Source organism: Caballeronia sp. M1242 (genome assembly GCF_017220215.1).
Taxonomy (GTDB): domain Bacteria; phylum Pseudomonadota; class Gammaproteobacteria; order Burkholderiales; family Burkholderiaceae; genus Caballeronia.
The window spans coordinates 254,331-269,853 of the sequence record NZ_CP071132.1; the positions used below are offsets into that span (position 1 = coordinate 254,331).

Annotated in this window: 13 protein-coding genes; 6 read left to right on the forward strand and 7 right to left on the reverse strand. The window is 65.3% G+C overall.

All coding sequences use genetic code 11. The annotated features are described in order from the left end of the window. Positions 1–74: 74 nt before the first annotated feature. From JYK05_RS24665 to JYK05_RS24690, 6 genes are read right to left on the reverse strand one after another with little or no spacing between them, the layout of a single operon-like run. The gene (locus tag JYK05_RS24665) at positions 75–1,433 is read right to left on the reverse strand and encodes an LLM class flavin-dependent oxidoreductase (RefSeq protein ID WP_206470879.1); all 1,359 of its coding nucleotides are present in this window, start codon (positions 1,431–1,433) and stop codon (positions 75–77) included. A gap of 38 nt (positions 1,434–1,471) precedes the next feature. Then, positions 1,472–2,695: an acyl-CoA dehydrogenase family protein gene (locus JYK05_RS24670; RefSeq protein ID WP_206470880.1), complete on the reverse strand. Its 1,224-nt coding sequence runs from the start codon at positions 2,693–2,695 to the stop codon at positions 1,472–1,474. Between the two features lie 33 nt (positions 2,696–2,728). Continuing rightward, a complete protein-coding gene (locus tag JYK05_RS24675; protein WP_206470881.1) occupies positions 2,729–4,426 on the reverse strand; it encodes an ABC transporter ATP-binding protein in 1,698 nt (565 codons plus the stop codon). Continuing rightward, positions 4,423–5,379 (reverse strand): ABC transporter permease, encoded by a 957-nt coding sequence (locus JYK05_RS24680; protein WP_206470882.1) that lies wholly within the window; start codon positions 5,377–5,379, stop codon positions 4,423–4,425. The genes JYK05_RS24675 and JYK05_RS24680 overlap by 4 nt, the downstream gene beginning before the upstream one ends. Positions 5,380–5,402: 23 nt before the next feature. Then, the gene (locus JYK05_RS24685; protein ID WP_206470883.1) at positions 5,403–6,383 is read right to left on the reverse strand and encodes an ABC transporter permease; all 981 of its coding nucleotides are present in this window, start codon (positions 6,381–6,383) and stop codon (positions 5,403–5,405) included. 10 nt (positions 6,384–6,393) lie between these two features. After that, positions 6,394–8,001, reverse strand: coding sequence for an ABC transporter substrate-binding protein (locus JYK05_RS24690; RefSeq protein ID WP_206470884.1), 1,608 nt, complete (start codon positions 7,999–8,001; stop codon positions 6,394–6,396). 301 nt (positions 8,002–8,302) lie between these two features. Here JYK05_RS24690 and JYK05_RS24695 point away from each other — a divergent pair, with 301 nt between their 5' ends. The 4 genes from JYK05_RS24695 to JYK05_RS24710 are packed head-to-tail and all read left to right on the forward strand — an operon-like array spanning position 8,303 to position 11,252. Continuing rightward, the gene (locus JYK05_RS24695) at positions 8,303–9,448 is read left to right on the forward strand and encodes a glycosyltransferase (protein ID WP_206470885.1); all 1,146 of its coding nucleotides are present in this window, start codon (positions 8,303–8,305) and stop codon (positions 9,446–9,448) included. Beyond that, positions 9,445–9,954 carry a hypothetical protein gene (locus JYK05_RS24700; RefSeq protein ID WP_206470886.1) on the forward strand — a complete coding sequence of 170 codons (510 nt, stop codon included), beginning with the start codon at positions 9,445–9,447 and terminating at the stop codon, positions 9,952–9,954. The genes JYK05_RS24695 and JYK05_RS24700 overlap by 4 nt, the downstream gene beginning before the upstream one ends. Beyond that, on the forward strand, positions 9,947–10,588 hold the full coding sequence (locus JYK05_RS24705) for a dual specificity protein phosphatase family protein (RefSeq protein WP_241270143.1): 642 nt from the start codon (positions 9,947–9,949) through the stop codon (positions 10,586–10,588). The genes JYK05_RS24700 and JYK05_RS24705 overlap by 8 nt, the downstream gene beginning before the upstream one ends. Before the next feature lies 1 nt (position 10,589). Further along, a complete protein-coding gene (locus JYK05_RS24710) occupies positions 10,590–11,252 on the forward strand; it encodes a YdcF family protein (RefSeq protein WP_241270144.1) in 663 nt (220 codons plus the stop codon). A gap of 30 nt (positions 11,253–11,282) precedes the next feature. Here the strand turns inward: JYK05_RS24710 and prpR are convergent, their stop codons facing one another. Then, entirely contained in the window at positions 11,283–13,229 is a 1,947-nt protein-coding gene (gene prpR / locus JYK05_RS24715) for a propionate catabolism operon regulatory protein PrpR (RefSeq protein WP_206470887.1), read from the reverse strand. 206 nt (positions 13,230–13,435) lie between these two features. Here prpR and prpB point away from each other — a divergent pair, with 206 nt between their 5' ends. Next, a complete protein-coding gene (gene prpB, locus JYK05_RS24720) occupies positions 13,436–14,314 on the forward strand; it encodes a methylisocitrate lyase (protein ID WP_371826489.1) in 879 nt (292 codons plus the stop codon). A gap of 23 nt (positions 14,315–14,337) precedes the next feature. Further along, the gene (prpC, locus tag JYK05_RS24725) at positions 14,338–15,507 is read left to right on the forward strand and encodes a 2-methylcitrate synthase (RefSeq protein WP_206470889.1); all 1,170 of its coding nucleotides are present in this window, start codon (positions 14,338–14,340) and stop codon (positions 15,505–15,507) included. Positions 15,508–15,523 lie beyond the last annotated feature (16 nt).

Here is a 15,523-nt window from a genome sequence, read left to right on the forward strand (position 1 = left end):
CGCAACGTTGTTACGATCGTAACATAGGGAAAGTGCGGAGACGGGCGGCTTCGGCGTACCGCCCTCTGTCGACGTCAGGCCGCCCGCGCTTCGGGCTCCACCGCAGGCGCGCCCCGCCCCGCCGGTACTGCGAGACCGAGGTGTCCGCGCAGCGTCGTGCCTTCGTAAGCGCGACGAAAGATGCCGCGCCGCTGAAGGATCGGCACGACGCCGTCCGTGAACGCTTCGAGACCGTCGGGCAGCACGTCCGGCATCAGATTGAAGCCGTCGGCCGCGCCGTTTTCGAACCAGTGCGTGATGTCGTCGGCCACCTGTTCGGGCGTGCCGACGATCACGCGATGCCCGCCGCCGCCCGCCAGCGCGCGCACCAGTTCGCGCACCGTATAGCCGTGCGTGCGCGCCTGCGCGAGCGTCGCGTTGAAGAACGTGTGATTGCCGTTGCCGTCGTTGGGCAGCGGGAGATCGGCGGGCAGGCGGGCATCGAGTTGCAGCGATTCCACGGGCACGCCGAGCGTTCCGGCAAGGCGGTTGAGGCTGTAGCGCCAAGGAATCAGATCGACGAGTTCATCGCGACGGCGCAGCGCCTCGCTTTCTGTGGCGCCGATGATCGTGGTCAGTCCGGCGAGCACCTTCACGGCGTTCGGGCCGCGTCCATAGCGCGCCGCCCGCTCGTTGAGGTCGGCGCGGTAGGCGCGCGATTCGTCGAACGACTGCGACGCCGAGAACACGGCCTCCGCGTGACGCGCGGCCAGTTCGCGTCCGTCGCCCGATGCGCCCGCCTGCACCAGCACCGGATGCCCTTGCGCCGAACGCGGCAGGTTGAGCGCGCCCTGCACGCCGAAGAAACGCCCGCGATGCTGCGCCGGATGCAGCTTGTCCAGATCGACGAAACGCCCGCTTGCCTTGTCCGCCACCAGCGCATCGTCTTCCCAGCTATTCCAGAGCGATTTCACGAGCGTCGCGAACTCATCGGCGCGGGCATAGCGTTCCGCGTGCTGCGGCACCGCGTCGAGACCGAAGTTGCGCGCGGACGGCAGATCGGCCGTCGTCACGATGTTCCAGCCGGCGCGGCCGCCGCTGATCAGATCGAGCGTCGCGAACCGGCGCGCGATGTTGTACGGCTCGTTGTAGCTCGTCGAAGCGGTCGCGATGAGTCCGATATGCGTGGTCGCGGCGGCCACGCTCGTGAGCAGCATCGTCGGTTCGAGCGCGGTGATCGGACGCATGTCGAGCTGATCGGAGATCGCGGCGTTGTCCGCCAGAAAAATCGCGTCGAGGCAGGCGCGCTCGGCGGTCTGCGCGAGCCGCACGTAATGATTCACGTCGATGAACGCGCGCGGATCGGCCTTCGCCACGCGCCACGCCGACGGCACGAAGCCCGAATGCAGCGCGTTGATGTTGAGATGCAACTGGCGCGGAAGAGATGCGCTCATGACTGGTCACTCCGTTTCGATGATGATGGCCGCGGCGCTCAGAACACGCGCCCTTCGGTCAGGTGCGTGGTCACGCCGTTCAGTTCGTAATCGCCGATCACCCGCGATTTATGCAGCAGCGGGTTGTGGCTGAAGATGGTGCGTAAGTTGCGCCAGTGGCGGTCGAAGTTGTGCGCGCGCGACGTGGCCGACGCCCCGCCCGCTTCGAACATGCGTTCCGCCGCATGCAACGCGAGCTTGCTCACGACCAGTTGCGTGCGCGCGGTGACGAGCGCGCCTTCGAGCACGAGCGCATCGGCGCGCGCGTCGCCGTCGCGCACCGCGCGCGACGAGCGGTCGAGCGCGCGGGCGTTCTCGCGCACGAGGGCGTCGATCGCGTGACTGTGCGACGACAGATCGCCCACGACCTGTTGAATGAACGCATCCTCGCGCGCGGTCGGCGCGGGACTATGCAGCGCGGGGCGTCCGTGTTGCACGACGTAGCGTTTGGCATCGGCGAGCACGTTGCGCACGATGCCCGCCGCGACCGCCACCAGATGCAGTTGTCGCAGCGCGCCGGCGTGGCGGCCGGCAAGCGTCGTCAGATTGCGCGGCGCGATTTCGTCGGCCTCCACGCGCAACGAATCGAACACGAGACTGCCGCTTGCCGTCATGCGCTGACCCATGCCGTCCCAGTCGTCGAGCACATGCAGACCTTCGCGCCGGACGGGCACGATCGCGACGACCGGTTCGCCGCGATCATCCTGCACGTTGAGCCGCGCATAGTCCGCGAAGGCCGTGCCCGTCGCGTAGTACTTGCGCCCGCTCAGGCGATAGTGGTCGCCGTCGCGCGTGAGTTGCGTCGTGATCTCGCCCGGGCGCGACGTGCCCGCTTCGGTCGAGGCGCCGCCGAAGATCGCGCCATCGACGATGCGCTCGATCTGCAACGCGTTGAACGGCGTGCGCGGCGAAAGCAGCAGCGCCTCGGTCTGATCGAAGTGGATGCGCAGCGCATGCGCCACGTTGCTTTCATGCGCGGCGAGCGTCGAGATCACGTGGAACACGTCTTCGAGCGAGCCGCCGAGACCGCCCCACTCCACCGGCAGACGCAGCTTGCCTAAGCCCGAGGCCCGAAAGCGCGCGAACGCTTCGAACGGCAACTCGCGGCGCGCCTCGCGGGCGGCGGCTTCTTCGCCGATTTCGCGGGCGAGCGCCGGCAGCGCATCGAGCGCGTCCTGCAATGCGTGATCCGGCTCTGTGCGGATTCGTGCGAGTGTCGACATCTTTCTTCCTTGTTGGTGAATCGTGCAGAGAGGTCAGGCCGCGTGCGCGTTCGGGCGCCCTGCGGGAATCGCATCGAGCAGCGCGCGCGTGTAGGCGTGCCGCGGCGCGCGCCAGATATCGCGATGGCCGCCGCTTTCGACGATCCTGCCGCCGTGCATCACATGCACGCGGTCGGCGATATAGCGCACTACAGACAGATCGTGCGAGATGAAGAGATAAGCGAGCCCGAGATCGCGTTTCAGCTCGACGAGCAGATTGAGAATCTGCGCCTGAATGGAAACGTCGAGCGCCGACACCGGTTCGTCGCAGATCAGGAGCGCCGGTTCGAGCACCAGCGCGCGGGCGATGCCGATGCGCTGCCGCTGTCCGCCGGAGAACTCGTGCGGATAGCGAGCGAGCGCGGCGGCGGGCAGGCCGACGCGATCGAGCATGGCCAAAGCGCGAACGCGCCGCGAGCGAGCGTCGCCACCGATGCCGTTCACCGCCATCACCGTATCGAGAATCTCGCCGACGGTGCGGCGCGGATTGAGCGACGCATACGGGTCCTGAAACACCATCTGCACGCGTCGCCGGAGCGGGCGCAGCGCACGTTCGGTAAGCGGCACGAGGTCGGTGCCTTGGAGACGGATCGAGCCACCGGTGACCGGCGCGAGCCGCAGAATCGCGCGAGAAAGCGTCGACTTGCCACATCCTGATTCGCCGACGAGACCGACGGTCTCCCCGGCCGCGATATCGAACGACACGCCGTCCACCGCGCGCAGCGTGCCCTTGCCGTGCCGATGCGCGTAGTCCACCGTGAGCCGGTCCACCGACAAGAGCGGCGCATCGGCGGGAGGCGTCGCCGCATCGAATGTGCGCGGCGCAAGCGGCGTCACGTTGAAGGCGGCGTCGCCGTTCTCGCGGCTGCCGTGGCGAATCTCGGGCAGCGTCCAGTCCCGATAATGAATGTCACCCGACAGATTCAGCGACGCGCCCAAGAGACCGCGCGTGTAGGCATGAGCCGGCGCGGCGAAAAGCGTCTCCACGCGCGCCTCTTCCACTTTCTGCCCGGCCAGCATCACGGCGACGCGATCCGCGTGTTGCGCGACCACGCCCAGATCGTGCGTGATCAGCAGTAGCGACATCGACAACTCGCGCTTGAGTTCGTCGAGCAGTTCGAGAATGCGCGCCTGAATCGTGACGTCGAGCGCGGTGGTCGGCTCATCGGCGATCAAAAGGCGCGGACGGCACGCCACCGCCATCGCGATCATCACGCGCTGGCGCTGGCCGCCCGACAGTTCGTGCGGATAGTCCGACACGCGCCGCTGCGGTTCCGGCACATGCACGAGGTCGAGCAATTCGACGGCACGGCGCAGCGCCGCCTGCTTCGAAAGCGCTTCGTGCTGACGCAACGTCTCGGCGATCTGCGCGCCGATGGACAGCACCGGATTGAGCGAGGTCATCGGCTCCTGAAAGATCATCGAAATCTGCGCGCCGCGAATCTCGCGCATCTCGCGCGGCGCGAGCGTCAGCAACTCGCGGCCGGCAAAGCGCACGCTGCCCGTGACGATGCCCGGCGCCGGCACGAGCCGCATCAGCGAGAGCGCCGTCGCGGACTTGCCGCAGCCCGATTCGCCGACGAGCGCCAGCGTCTCGCCTTGCGCGATGTCGAAATCGACGCCGCGCACCGCCTGATGCGCGCCGAAGTTCACGCGCAAGTCGCGCACTTGCAGCAGATTGGCGTCGCTCATGCGCGCTCCCGCAGACGAGGGTTGAGCGCGTCGTTCAGGCCGTCGCCGAGAAGATTCAGCGCGAGCACCGCGATCACGATGGCCGCGCCCGGCAGCGCCGTCAGATACCAGGCGGTGCGCAACGAATCGCGCCCCGCGCCGATCATGCCGCCCCAACTGACGACGTTCGGATCGCCCATGCCGAGGAACGACAGCGACGATTCGATGAGAATCGCGCTCGCGACCATCACCGAGGCCGTGACGATCACCGGCGGCAGCGCGTTCGGCAGAATTTCGCCGAAGATGATGCGGGCATCGGAGAAGCCCTGACTGCGCGCCGCGAGCACGAAATCGGCCTGACGCAGCGTGCGGAACTCTGCGCGCACGATGCGCGCGACCGTCGGCCACGACGCAATGCCGATGGCGAGCGCGATGACCGTCACGCTCGGCTTGCCGATGGCGACGATGACGATCACCAGCAGAAACGACGGCACAGTCTGAAAGACCTCGGTGACGCGCGCGAGCAGATCGTCGATGACGCCGCCGAAGAAGCCGCCCAGCGCGCCGACGAGCGTGCCGATGACGAGCCCGATGCCGGCCGCCGACGCGCCGATCAGAAGCGACACGCGCGTGCCGTGCGCGATGCCTGCCGCGACATCGCGCCCGAGCGAGTCGGTGCCGAGCGTGTAAAGCGGATCGGCGCCGGGCCACTCGAACGGCGGCGCGACCATGTCGAGCGGATCGCCGGGGAAGAGATGCGGCGCGGCGAGCGCGAGCGCCAGCAGCAGGACGAGCAGCACGATGCCCGCGAGCGCCGACGGATTGCGCAGCAACGCGCGCCACACGCCGCGCGTGGCCCGTGGCAAGTCGGCCTGCGCGCGGCGCGCGCCGAACACCGCGCCTGCGAGTTGACGCCGCCACGCGGACCCGGCGGATGCTTGCGCCGTGACGAGTTCGGAAGAGTCGGTTGCCATGCTTTAGCCGAAGAAGAAGAGGATTAGGCGATGCGCGGATCGAGCCACGCCTGCAGCAGATCGATCACGAGATTGGCTGCCATCACGAGCAGCGACGACAGCAGCAGTACGCCCAGCAGCACGCTGAAATCGCGCGCCATGACGGCATCGAGCGCGAGGCGGCCGAGGCCCGGCCAGCTGAAGACCGTTTCGGTGACGGCCGCGCCGCCGAGCAGCGTGCCGAAGTGGATGCCGACCATCGTCGTGAGCGGCATCAGCGCATTGCGCAGCACGTGACGCACGCTCACGCGCAACGGATGCAGCCCCTTCGCATGGGCGGTGCGCACGAAGTCCTGACGCTGCACTTCCAGCATCGCGGCGCGCGTGAGACGGGCGTAGATCGCGACGAAGAACGTGCCGAGCGTCGCGGCCGGCAGCAGCGCGTGTTTCGCGACATCCGCCACATACGCGAGCCCGTGCAGATTCGCGCCCACGGTGACGTCGCCGCCGTTCGGCAGCCAGCCGAGTCGCACCGAGAACAGGATGATCGCGAGCAGGCCGATCCAGAAGCCCGGCGTCGAATAAAGCAGCAACGCGAGCACCGACAGCACGCGGTCGGGCCATTTGCCCGCCCAGTGCGCCATGATCGCGCCGAGCACGACGCCCGCGACGATCGCGAACGCGAGCGCGCTGCCCATCAGGATCAGCGTGTTCGGCAAGCGGGAGAGAATGAGCTGCATCACCGGCGCGTCGTATCGCGGCGAGTAGCCGAGACTGAAATGCGCGAGATGCGACAGGTACGCGCCGAGTTGATGCAGGAGCGGCTGATCCAGCCCGAACTTCGCTCGCAGCGCCGCGAGCGTTTCCGCCGTCGCGGAGCCGGATTCGCCCGCGAGCACGTCGGCGGCGTCGCCCGGCATCAGCTTCAGCAGGAAGAAGTTCAGGACCACGATGGCCAACACCGTCGGCACCGCCTGCCACGCGGTGCGTCGGGCGATCGCGGCGAGGCGCGCACGGCGATTCATGACGATGCCCTCACGCGCTCAGATACACGTCGGCGAAATTGCCTTCGAGACCTTGCGCCGATACCGTGTGATTGCGCACGCGCCGGTTCGCGAGCGTCACCATGCGCGGCGCGACGAGATTCAGGATCGGCAAGTCGCGGTAGACGATCTGCTGGAACTGCTGAAAGAGCGCGACTCGCTTGCTATCGTCCGCTTCGACCGATGCAGATTCGAGCAGCCGGTCCACGTCGGGATTGCTGTAATGCGGCGCATTGGAGAACGGCACGCCGGGCCGGATGTTCTTCGACCAGTAGAGCCGCTGCACGCCCACGCTCGGATCGAACAGCGTATTGACGCCGATGCTCGTGAAGTCGAACTGGCGGTCGGCATACACGCGTTTGAGGAACGACGGCAAGTCCTGCGAGCGCACCGTCACGTCGATGCCCACGCGCGCGAGCGCCGATTTCACATAGTCCGCCTGACGCCGGTACATGTCGCCGTAGGGCAGGAAGTCGTGCGTGAGTTGAAAGCGCGGGCCGCCGTTCTTGCGCGGATAACCCGCCGCGTCGAGCAGCTTTTCGGCGGCGGCGGTATCGAACGCATACGGCGCGAGCTTGGCATCGTGATACGGCGAGCCCGGCGTGATCGGCGTGGGCGAGAGGTCGGCGTATCCGTACGCGATCGTCTTCTGCACGATCTGCGGATTGATCGCATGCGCGATTGCCTGCCGCACGCGCAGGTCCTTCAGAATCGGGTGATCGAGATTGAAGTCGATTTCCGACAGCGGTTCGAGAAAGCGATAGCCGCGCGTCTCCGTCGCGAGTTGCGGCAGTTGCGTGAGACGCGGCAAGTCGGTGAGCGGCACCGGATTTTCTCCGCCCAGATCGAGCGCGCCGGTTTCGAACGCGGCCGAGCGCGCGGCCGCATCGGGAATCACTTTCAGAACGAGCGAATCGATGTAGGGCTTGCCCGCGTCCCAGTAATCCGGATTGCGCTCGTAGACGATGTTCGCCCCGCGCGTCCACGACTTGAAGCGAAACGGCCCCGTGCCGATGGGCGCGTTGTTGTGAGGATTGGAGAGCGGGTCGCCGGATGCGTACAGGTGCTTCGGCACGATAGGCGACTCGCCCGCCGACAGCGCCTTCAGCAAGTACGGCGCGGGCTTCGCCAGTTCGATGACGGCCGTGCGCGCATCGGGCGTCGAGACTCGCGTGACGTTCGCGAACGTGCTGCGGCCACGCGGATGCACCGACTTGAGCAGGTCGATCGAGAACGCGACATCCGCTGAGGTGAACGGCTGGCCGTCGTGCCACTTGACGTTCTCGCGCAGGGTGAACGTGTACTTGAGGCCGTCGTCGGCCACGTTCCATGCGGTCGCAAGCTGCGGCTTCGGCTTCAGATCGAAGTCATAGGCGAGCAGACCTTCGAGCACCTTGGAACTCGCGACGAGCGCGGGGCCGGTCGTCTGAAAGATCGACACCAGCACCGGCGGCTCGGGATTGATCAGCATGTTGAGCGTGCCGCCGCGCCGCGGCGCCCCGGCGTCTTTGCTCTGTGCGAAAGACAGCGAGGAGAGGCTTGCCGACGCCAGCGTGGCGCCCGTGGAAAGAAGAAAGTGTCGTCGGTTGATGCCTGTCATGCGATGCCGTTCTCGTGCGTTGCGTTCGTCGGTTGGAGGAAATCGCGACGAACCTCGCCCTGCGGTGCGAATGCTGCGCCGCCGCGTGATCCGCGCAAGCCGACACCATAGAACGGGAGCCGCCGAACGCAAACCAAGCGTTCGGCATATGCAAAGCAGGCCGCGAGAGATTAGTGAAGAAGCATGCTGCACCGACCAATTGTGAAAATCGATGCGCCACGGTATGCGACGCCTCAATACCGCTATGATCCCGGTCGAAATTGCAACGTCATCCTGACGAAATCCATCTGAGCTGTTTCCCATGCCGAAGCTCCTTATTCTGAGCGTCAGCGCTGGCGCAGGACACGTGCGCGCCGCTGAGGCGCTGTGCGCGTATGCGGCGGTCCATCCGGCCGGCGTCGAAGCCGTGCATCTCGATGTCATGGACTACGTGCCCGCGAGCTTTAAGGCGCTCTACGCCGATTTCTATATCAAGCTGGTGGCGCATCAGCCGGCGCTGTGGAGCTATCTCTATCAGAAGACCGATCATGCCTCGCCGCGATCGTTCGGCGAGCGGCTGCGACGCGCCGTCGAACGTCTGAACTGCCGCGCGTTGCTAGCAGAGATCGAGCGCCATCAAGCCGATGCGATCATCTGCACGCATTTTCTGCCTGCGGAATGGTTGTCGCGTGAGAGCCGGCGAGGAAATCTGCGCACGCCGGTGTGGGTGCAGGTCACGGACTTCGATCTGCATCGCCTGTGGGTGGTGCCGGGCATGCAGGGCTATTTCGCCGCTAACGAAGAAGTGGCGTGGCGCATGGCCGCGCGCGGCGTGCCGGCGGCGTCGGTTCATGTGGGCGGCATCCCCGTCATGCCTGCGTTCAGCGAGAAGCTCGACCGGGCGGCATGCGCGGCCGAAGTCGGTCTCGATCCCGGGCGACGCACGCTCTTGATGATGTCCGGCGGCGCAGGCTTGGGCGCGATCGATACGCTCGCCGCGCGCCTGCTGCACATGGACGGCGACTTCCAGTTGATCGCCCTTGCCGGCCGCAACGAGGCGATGCTGCGGGCGCTACAGGAATTGAGCGGCAGCTATCCGCGACGCCTGCACGCGTCCGGCTTCACGCCCAGCGTCGAACGATTGATGGCCTGCTCCGACCTCGTCATCACGAAGCCCGGCGGACTGACGACTTCCGAGTGCCTTGCGATGCATCTGCCGATGATCCTGAATGCGCCGATTCCCGGCCAGGAAGAACGCAATGCCGACTTCCTGCTCGAACAGGGCGTGGCGCTCAAGGCCGTCGATGCAGTCGGGCTCGAATATCGCGTCCGCGCTCTCTTGCGCGATCCTTCGCAACTCGACGACATGCGCCGCCGGATCGCGCCGCTCGCGCGGCCGCACGCTGGACGCTTCGTGCTGGACACGGTACTGCATGCGTTATCGTCTGCGGCTTCGGAGGCGGCATGACGGCGTGTCGCTGGTTGCCGGGCGCGCGCACGCTCGCGCTCGTCGCATGGGTCGCGCTGTTGGGCTTCTTCTTCGCCAACGTCGAGATCCAGATCGAAGGCAGCGCGGGCTGGGCCGCGAATCTGCCGACATGGCGCATCGAGCACCACTGGCTGCTCGATATCTTCTGGGGCGGCCGCCCGATGACCGGCTATCACGCCTGGGTCTTTCCGTTCATGGCGCTGTGCTTCCACTTGCCCGCGGTCTTCTTTGCCCGATGGTCGTGGCGCATCGAGGCGCGCATCGTCGCCTGCATCATGGCCTTCTGGCTCATCGAAGACTTCCTGTGGTTAGTGATCAATCCGGCATATGGCCTGACGCGCTTCGATCCGCTTCATGTGCCCTGGCACAAGCATTGGATCGCGTTCGCGCCGACGGATTACTGGACGATGAGCGCGGCGGCATGCGTGCTGTTCTTCGTATCGCGACGAGCGGATACGGCTACGGAAGCGACGCGCGATGCGTAGGGCCTTCAACGCGCTGTTCTATGCGGCAGGCGTGACGGTCGTGTCGAGTGTCGTTGCATCGATGGCGACCGGCGCGCTCGCACCGACGCCAGCGAAGTTGACGCCAGCGAAGTTTACGCCAGCAGCAAGGCCGCTGAACTGGGCGGAGCCGATGCTGTTCACGCGGATCGAGAACCTGCATCGCATCACGCCTTCGCTGTATCGCAGCGCGCAGATTTCGGAGAGCGATTTGCCGCAATTGCGCGCGCTCGGCATCCGCAAGATCGTGAGCTTTCGCTCGTTTCATTCGGACGAGGACCTGCTCGCCGGAAGCGGCATCGCGTTGCAGCGCATCCCGATGAATACGTGGGATATCCGCGATGAAGACATGATCGCCGCGCTCAGGGCGCTGCGCGATGTGGATCGCGACGGGCCGATTCTGATTCATTGCCAGCACGGCGCGGATCGCACGGGACTCGTGTCCGCGCTGTATCGCGTGGTCTATCAGGGATGGAGCAAAGAGGCCGCGGAAGACGAATTGCTCAATGGCGGATACGGCTTTCATCCCGTCTGGGGCAATATCAAGCGATATATCGAACAGGTCGATGTCGAGTGGCTGAGGCAGCAAGTAGGCGCAAAGCCGTTGCGAGGCTGATGTGACGTTATCGAGGCTCGTTCGATGGGCTGGGTGCATCAGCGTCGCGGTACTGGGCTGCTGGATGCTGGCGGCCGTGTGCATTTGCGTGAGCGGGCTCGCCATGCCGCAGGAAAGCGCGGATGTGGCGGTCGTGTTCGGCAATGCTCTCAACCGGAACGGGACGCCCGCCTCCATTCTGCGGCCGCGCCTCGAAGCGGCATTGCAATGTCACCGCGCGGGGCAATGTCCGGTGCTTTTCGTGAGCGGCAGTATCGACGGACCCGGTCTCGACGAAGCTCAGGCGATGCGCGCGTGGCTGCGCGAGCGCGGCGTCGCGGACGGCGACATCGTGCTCGACAATCGAGGCGACAACACGCTCGCCTCGGCTCGAAACGCGACGGCCTTCATGCGTGAGCGCGGCATGCATCGCGTCATGCTCATCACGCAGTACTACCACCTGCCGCGAGCGCGGCTTGCGTTCGAAAAGGCGGGCGCTCGCGTGGTGCTGGGCGCCTATCCGCGTCGCTTTCGGGCGATGGATGTGTATTCGAGCTGGCGCGAAGTGCCTGCGTACGCGGTCTATTTCGTTCGCCTCGCGCTCGATCCGGACGCGCAGCCGGTATCGATTCGGCCGGTGTGGTTCATTCGCGGATTGCTTCGCGATCGCGATGCCGGTCACTGACAATTCCGACGTGCGCGGTGCTCCCGCGCTTCACCGCTTCGCATTGAGCCTGCGCCACAGCGTCGTCTTGCTGATGCCGAGCGCCTTGCAGACCGCGTCGCGATCGCCATTGAACGCAGCGAGCGTTGCGCGGATCTGATCCGCTTCGACGGAGCGGCTCATGTCGCGAAGCGACGGATTCGCCGCAGCCTCGACTTGCGCGGGGAACAGCTCGGGCGCGATCACTTGCAGATCGTCGAGCGTCAACGCGACGGAGCGATCCTCGTCGAGCGGCATGTCGGATATCTCTACGGCAATCCGTTCCACGATGTTCTGCAACTCGCGGACGTTGCCGGGCCACGCGTGACGCGTCAACGCCCGTTCGAGCGGCGCGAAAACACGCGCCGCCGCTTCGCGGCTGCGTACGCGCTGCGCCAGCGCCTTGTCGCGCCGCGCCGCCTGCATCAACAGGTCGATGGCCAACGGCACAATATCCGAGGCGCGCGCGCGCAACGGCGGCAACGCCAGGCTCAGAATATTGATGCGATAGAAAAGGTCGGCGCGAAACGAGCCATCCGCGACGCCTTCGACGAGCGTGCGATGCGTCGCCGCGATCACGCGGATGTCGACGCGCGTCGGTTCCGTCGATCCGAGACGCATGACCTCTCTCTCTTGCAGCACCCGTAGCAAGCGGCTTTGCAGCGAGGGCGGCATCTCGCCGATTTCGTCGAGGAACAGCGTTCCGCGATGCGCCGCCTCGATAAGGCCCGCCTTGCCGCCCTTGCGCGCGCCCGTGAACGCACCTTCCTCGTAGCCGAACAGTTCGCTTTCCAGCAGCGCCTCGGGAAACGCGCCGCAGTTCATCGCGACGAACGGGAAGTCTTTGCGACGGCTCAGGCGATGCATGCTTTGCGCGACCATTTCCTTGCCCGTGCCGCTTTCGCCGAGAATCAACACGGTTGCATCGGACTTCGCGTAGCGGCGCACGAGCGCCCTGACCCGCTCGATGGCTTCCGACTCGCCGACGACGTCCTCCAGCCGATAGCGCGCGACGAATTCCTGCGCGCCTCGTCGCGACCGGAGGCTTCGGTCGAGGCGCTCGACCGCTCGCGATTCCTGAAACGTGAAGATGGTGCCGTCCGATGCGCCGCCGCTCGCGAGCGGTCCGCGATGAATCGCGTAGCTCACGCCGCGTACTGTGCCGAACACGTCGCCGTCGGCAGCCGGCAACACGCCTTGCAGGTCTGGCGCGACATCCAACAGCGCCCGGCCGACCACGCGGGATGCATCCAAAATGCCAAGCGCGGCGGCCAGTTGACGATTCATCGCTTCGATGCGCCCTTCTGCATCGACCGCGACGACGCCATCGCGAAGATGCTGCAACAGATTGTCCAGGCGATTACGGCGGGCGGCCTCGCCGCGCATCGCCTGCGCGACTTCGAGCGCGGTCTCGAACGCCGCGACGACGGACGTGCGCGAATACAGGAACACGGAATTCATGCCCGCTTCGGCCGCCAGGTCCGCGACGAGCCCCGGACCGACTACCACGTCGACGCCTCGGTCGCGCAGGTCCAGCACGAGGCTCTCCGCATCCTGCGCCGACCGGTACGACTCGCAGATTACCTCGATGCTGTAGGCGGCCAGGAAGCGGCGAATCTCACCGGGCGTCTCGCCGTGCGTGACGAGCGCGACGCTCGCGCCCTCGCGTCGCGCCTTCGTCAGCGCGTGCGTCACGTCGAAGCCGGTCGGGCTGATGACGACCACCGGCACCGACACTCGGCTCTTGAGATAAGCGCCGTTGGAGCCGCCCGCCACGACGACATCCGGTCGCCCATCGCGCGCGGATTCGATGCTGCGCGCGGCATCTTCATAGGCCAGCGGCACGACTTCGAGCTCGGCCCGATCCTCATAAGCGCGCGCGAGATCGATGAACAAGGCCCTCAGCCGGCTGATCCCCACCGCCCAGATGCGAGGACGAGACGTGGTTTCGGTTTGCATGGTGTTTTGTATGCCGGGGTGAAGCATGCAGTATGCACGACGATTTCGTTATTGAAATAGTCGATTCCAAGGTTGAAACTGACGTGCGTGAATGACTCGGACCCGTTCCGAAAAATCAATGGCTTACGCGCTCAGAACGCCTTGGCAAGCTAGTTGCTCTTAAGGCGCACCCTTAGCAGGAGACGAACGTGAATTCTGAATGCCAAATGCCAAGCAGCGCAGGGGCGCGATTTCGCCGCGCAGTGGAGGAAGAATCGCCATTGCAGGTCGTCGGCGCGATCACCGCTTACGCCGCGAAGATGGCAGAAGCGGTCGGCTTCAAAGCGCTTTATATGTCGGGCGGCGGCGTGGCCGCCAACTCGCTCGGCATGCCGGATCTCGGCATCAGCACGATGGAAGACGTGCTGATCGATGCCCGCCGCATCACCGACGCGTCGTCGCTGCCGCTCCTGGTCGACATCGATACCGGTTGGGGCGGCGCCTTCAACATTGCGCGGACCATCCGCTCCTTCATCAAGGCGGGCGTGGCGGCGGTGCATATCGAAGATCAGGTCGGGCAAAAGCGCTGCGGTCATCGGCCGGGCAAGGAAGTCGTGCCGACCGGCGAAATGGTGGATCGCCTGAAGGCCGCGGTCGATGCGCGTACCGACGACGCGTTCGTCATCATGGCGCGCACCGACGCGGCAGCCGCCGAAGGCATCGATGCGGCGATCGAACGCGCGGTGGCGTATGTCGAAGCGGGCGCGGATATGATCTTCCCCGAAGCGATGAAGACGCTCGATGAGTACCGCCGATTCAAGGCAGCCGTGCAAGTGCCGATTCTCGCGAATCTGACCGAGTTCGGCTCGACGCCGTTCTTTACCGTCGACGAACTGAAGGAAGCGAATGTCGATATCGCGCTGTACTGCTGCGGCGCGTATCGCGCGATGAACGCCGCCGCGCTCAACTTCTATGAGACCGTGAAGCGCGATGGCACACAAAAGGCCGCAGTCGAAACCATGCAGACGCGTGCCGACCTTTATAAATACCTGGGCTATCACGCCTACGAAGATAAACTCGACCAGCTCTTTGCTGCGAAGAAATAACCCTTTGGAAGGAGACGAACACGATGAGCGAAGCCGATAACAGCACTGCAACCGCAGGCGCATTCAAGCCAAAGAAATCCGTCGCGCTGTCGGGCGTGACAGCGGGCAATACCGCTTTGTGCACCGTCGGCAAGACCGGCAACGATCTGCACTATCGCGGCTACGACATTCTGGACGTGGCGACCACGTCCGAGTTCGAAGAGATCGCGTATCTGCTCGTGCATGGCAAGCTGCCGAACGTCGCCGAACTGAAGGCGTACAAGACGAAGCTGAAGGCGCTGCGCGGCTTGCCCGCGAACCTGAAAGCCGCGCTCGAATGGATCCCGGCCTCCGCGCATCCGATGGACGTGATGCGCACCGGCGTCTCCGTGCTCGGCACGATTCTGCCGGAGAAAGAGGACCACAACATCGCGGGCGCGAGAGATATCGCCGACAAGCTGATGGCCTCTCTCGGCTCGATGTTGCTCTACTGGTATCACTATTCGCACAACGGCAAGCGTATCGAAGTCGAAACCGATGACGACTCCATCGGCGGCCACTTTTTGCATCTGCTGCACGGCGTGGAGCCGTCGCAGTCGTGGGTGCAGGCGATGCACGTGTCGCTCAATTTGTATGCCGAACACGAGTTCAACGCGTCGACGTTCACGAGCCGCGTGATTGCAGGCACGGGCTCGGACATGTATTCGGCGATTACCGGCGCAATCGGCGCGCTGCGCGGTCCGAAGCACGGCGGCGCGAACGAAGTCGCATTCGAAATTCAATCGCGCTACGAGACGCCCGACGAAGCGGAAGCCGACATCAAGCGTCGCGTCGAGAACAAGGAAGTCGTGATCGGCTTCGGGCATCCGGTTTATACGATCTCCGATCCGCGCAACAAGGTCATCAAGGAAGTGGCGAAGTCGCTGTCGAAAGAAGCGGGCAATACCAAGCTCTTCGATATCGCGGAACGCCTGGAAACGGTGATGTGGGACGCGAAGAAGATGTTCCCGAATCTCGATTGGTTCAGCGCGGTGTCGTATCACATGATGGGCGTGCCGACCGCGATGTTCACGCCGCTGTTCGTCATCTCGCGTACGTCGGGCTGGAGCGCGCACATCATCGAGCAACGCATCGACAACAAGATCATCCGGCCAAGCGCGAATTACACGGGACCGGAGAACCTCGAATTCGTGCCGCTGGCAAAGCGTTCGTGATGCTTCGCTGAACGCC

Excerpts from the sequence above, each read along its gene's own strand:
- JYK05_RS24665 (WP_206470879.1), bottom strand. The coding sequence starts at position 1,433 with ATGAGCGCATCTCTTCCGCGCCAGTTGCATCTCAACATCAACGCGCTG.
- JYK05_RS24690 (WP_206470884.1), bottom strand. The coding sequence starts at position 8,001 with ATGACAGGCATCAACCGACGACACTTTCTTCTTTCCACGGGCGCCACG.
- JYK05_RS24680 (WP_206470882.1), bottom strand. The coding sequence starts at position 5,379 with ATGGCAACCGACTCTTCCGAACTCGTCACGGCGCAAGCATCCGCCGGG.
- JYK05_RS24700 (WP_206470886.1), top strand. The coding sequence starts at position 9,445 with ATGACGGCGTGTCGCTGGTTGCCGGGCGCGCGCACGCTCGCGCTCGTC.
- JYK05_RS24705 (WP_241270143.1), top strand. The coding sequence starts at position 9,947 with ATGCGTAGGGCCTTCAACGCGCTGTTCTATGCGGCAGGCGTGACGGTC.
- JYK05_RS24675 (WP_206470881.1), bottom strand. The coding sequence starts at position 4,426 with ATGAGCGACGCCAATCTGCTGCAAGTGCGCGACTTGCGCGTGAACTTC.
- JYK05_RS24685 (WP_206470883.1), bottom strand. The coding sequence starts at position 6,383 with ATGAATCGCCGTGCGCGCCTCGCCGCGATCGCCCGACGCACCGCGTGG.
- prpB (WP_371826489.1), top strand. The coding sequence starts at position 13,436 with ATGCCAAGCAGCGCAGGGGCGCGATTTCGCCGCGCAGTGGAGGAAGAA.
- JYK05_RS24695 (WP_206470885.1), top strand. The coding sequence starts at position 8,303 with ATGCCGAAGCTCCTTATTCTGAGCGTCAGCGCTGGCGCAGGACACGTG.
- prpC (WP_206470889.1), top strand. The coding sequence starts at position 14,338 with ATGAGCGAAGCCGATAACAGCACTGCAACCGCAGGCGCATTCAAGCCA.
- JYK05_RS24670 (WP_206470880.1), bottom strand. The coding sequence starts at position 2,695 with ATGTCGACACTCGCACGAATCCGCACAGAGCCGGATCACGCATTGCAG.
- prpR (WP_206470887.1), bottom strand. The coding sequence starts at position 13,229 with ATGCAAACCGAAACCACGTCTCGTCCTCGCATCTGGGCGGTGGGGATC.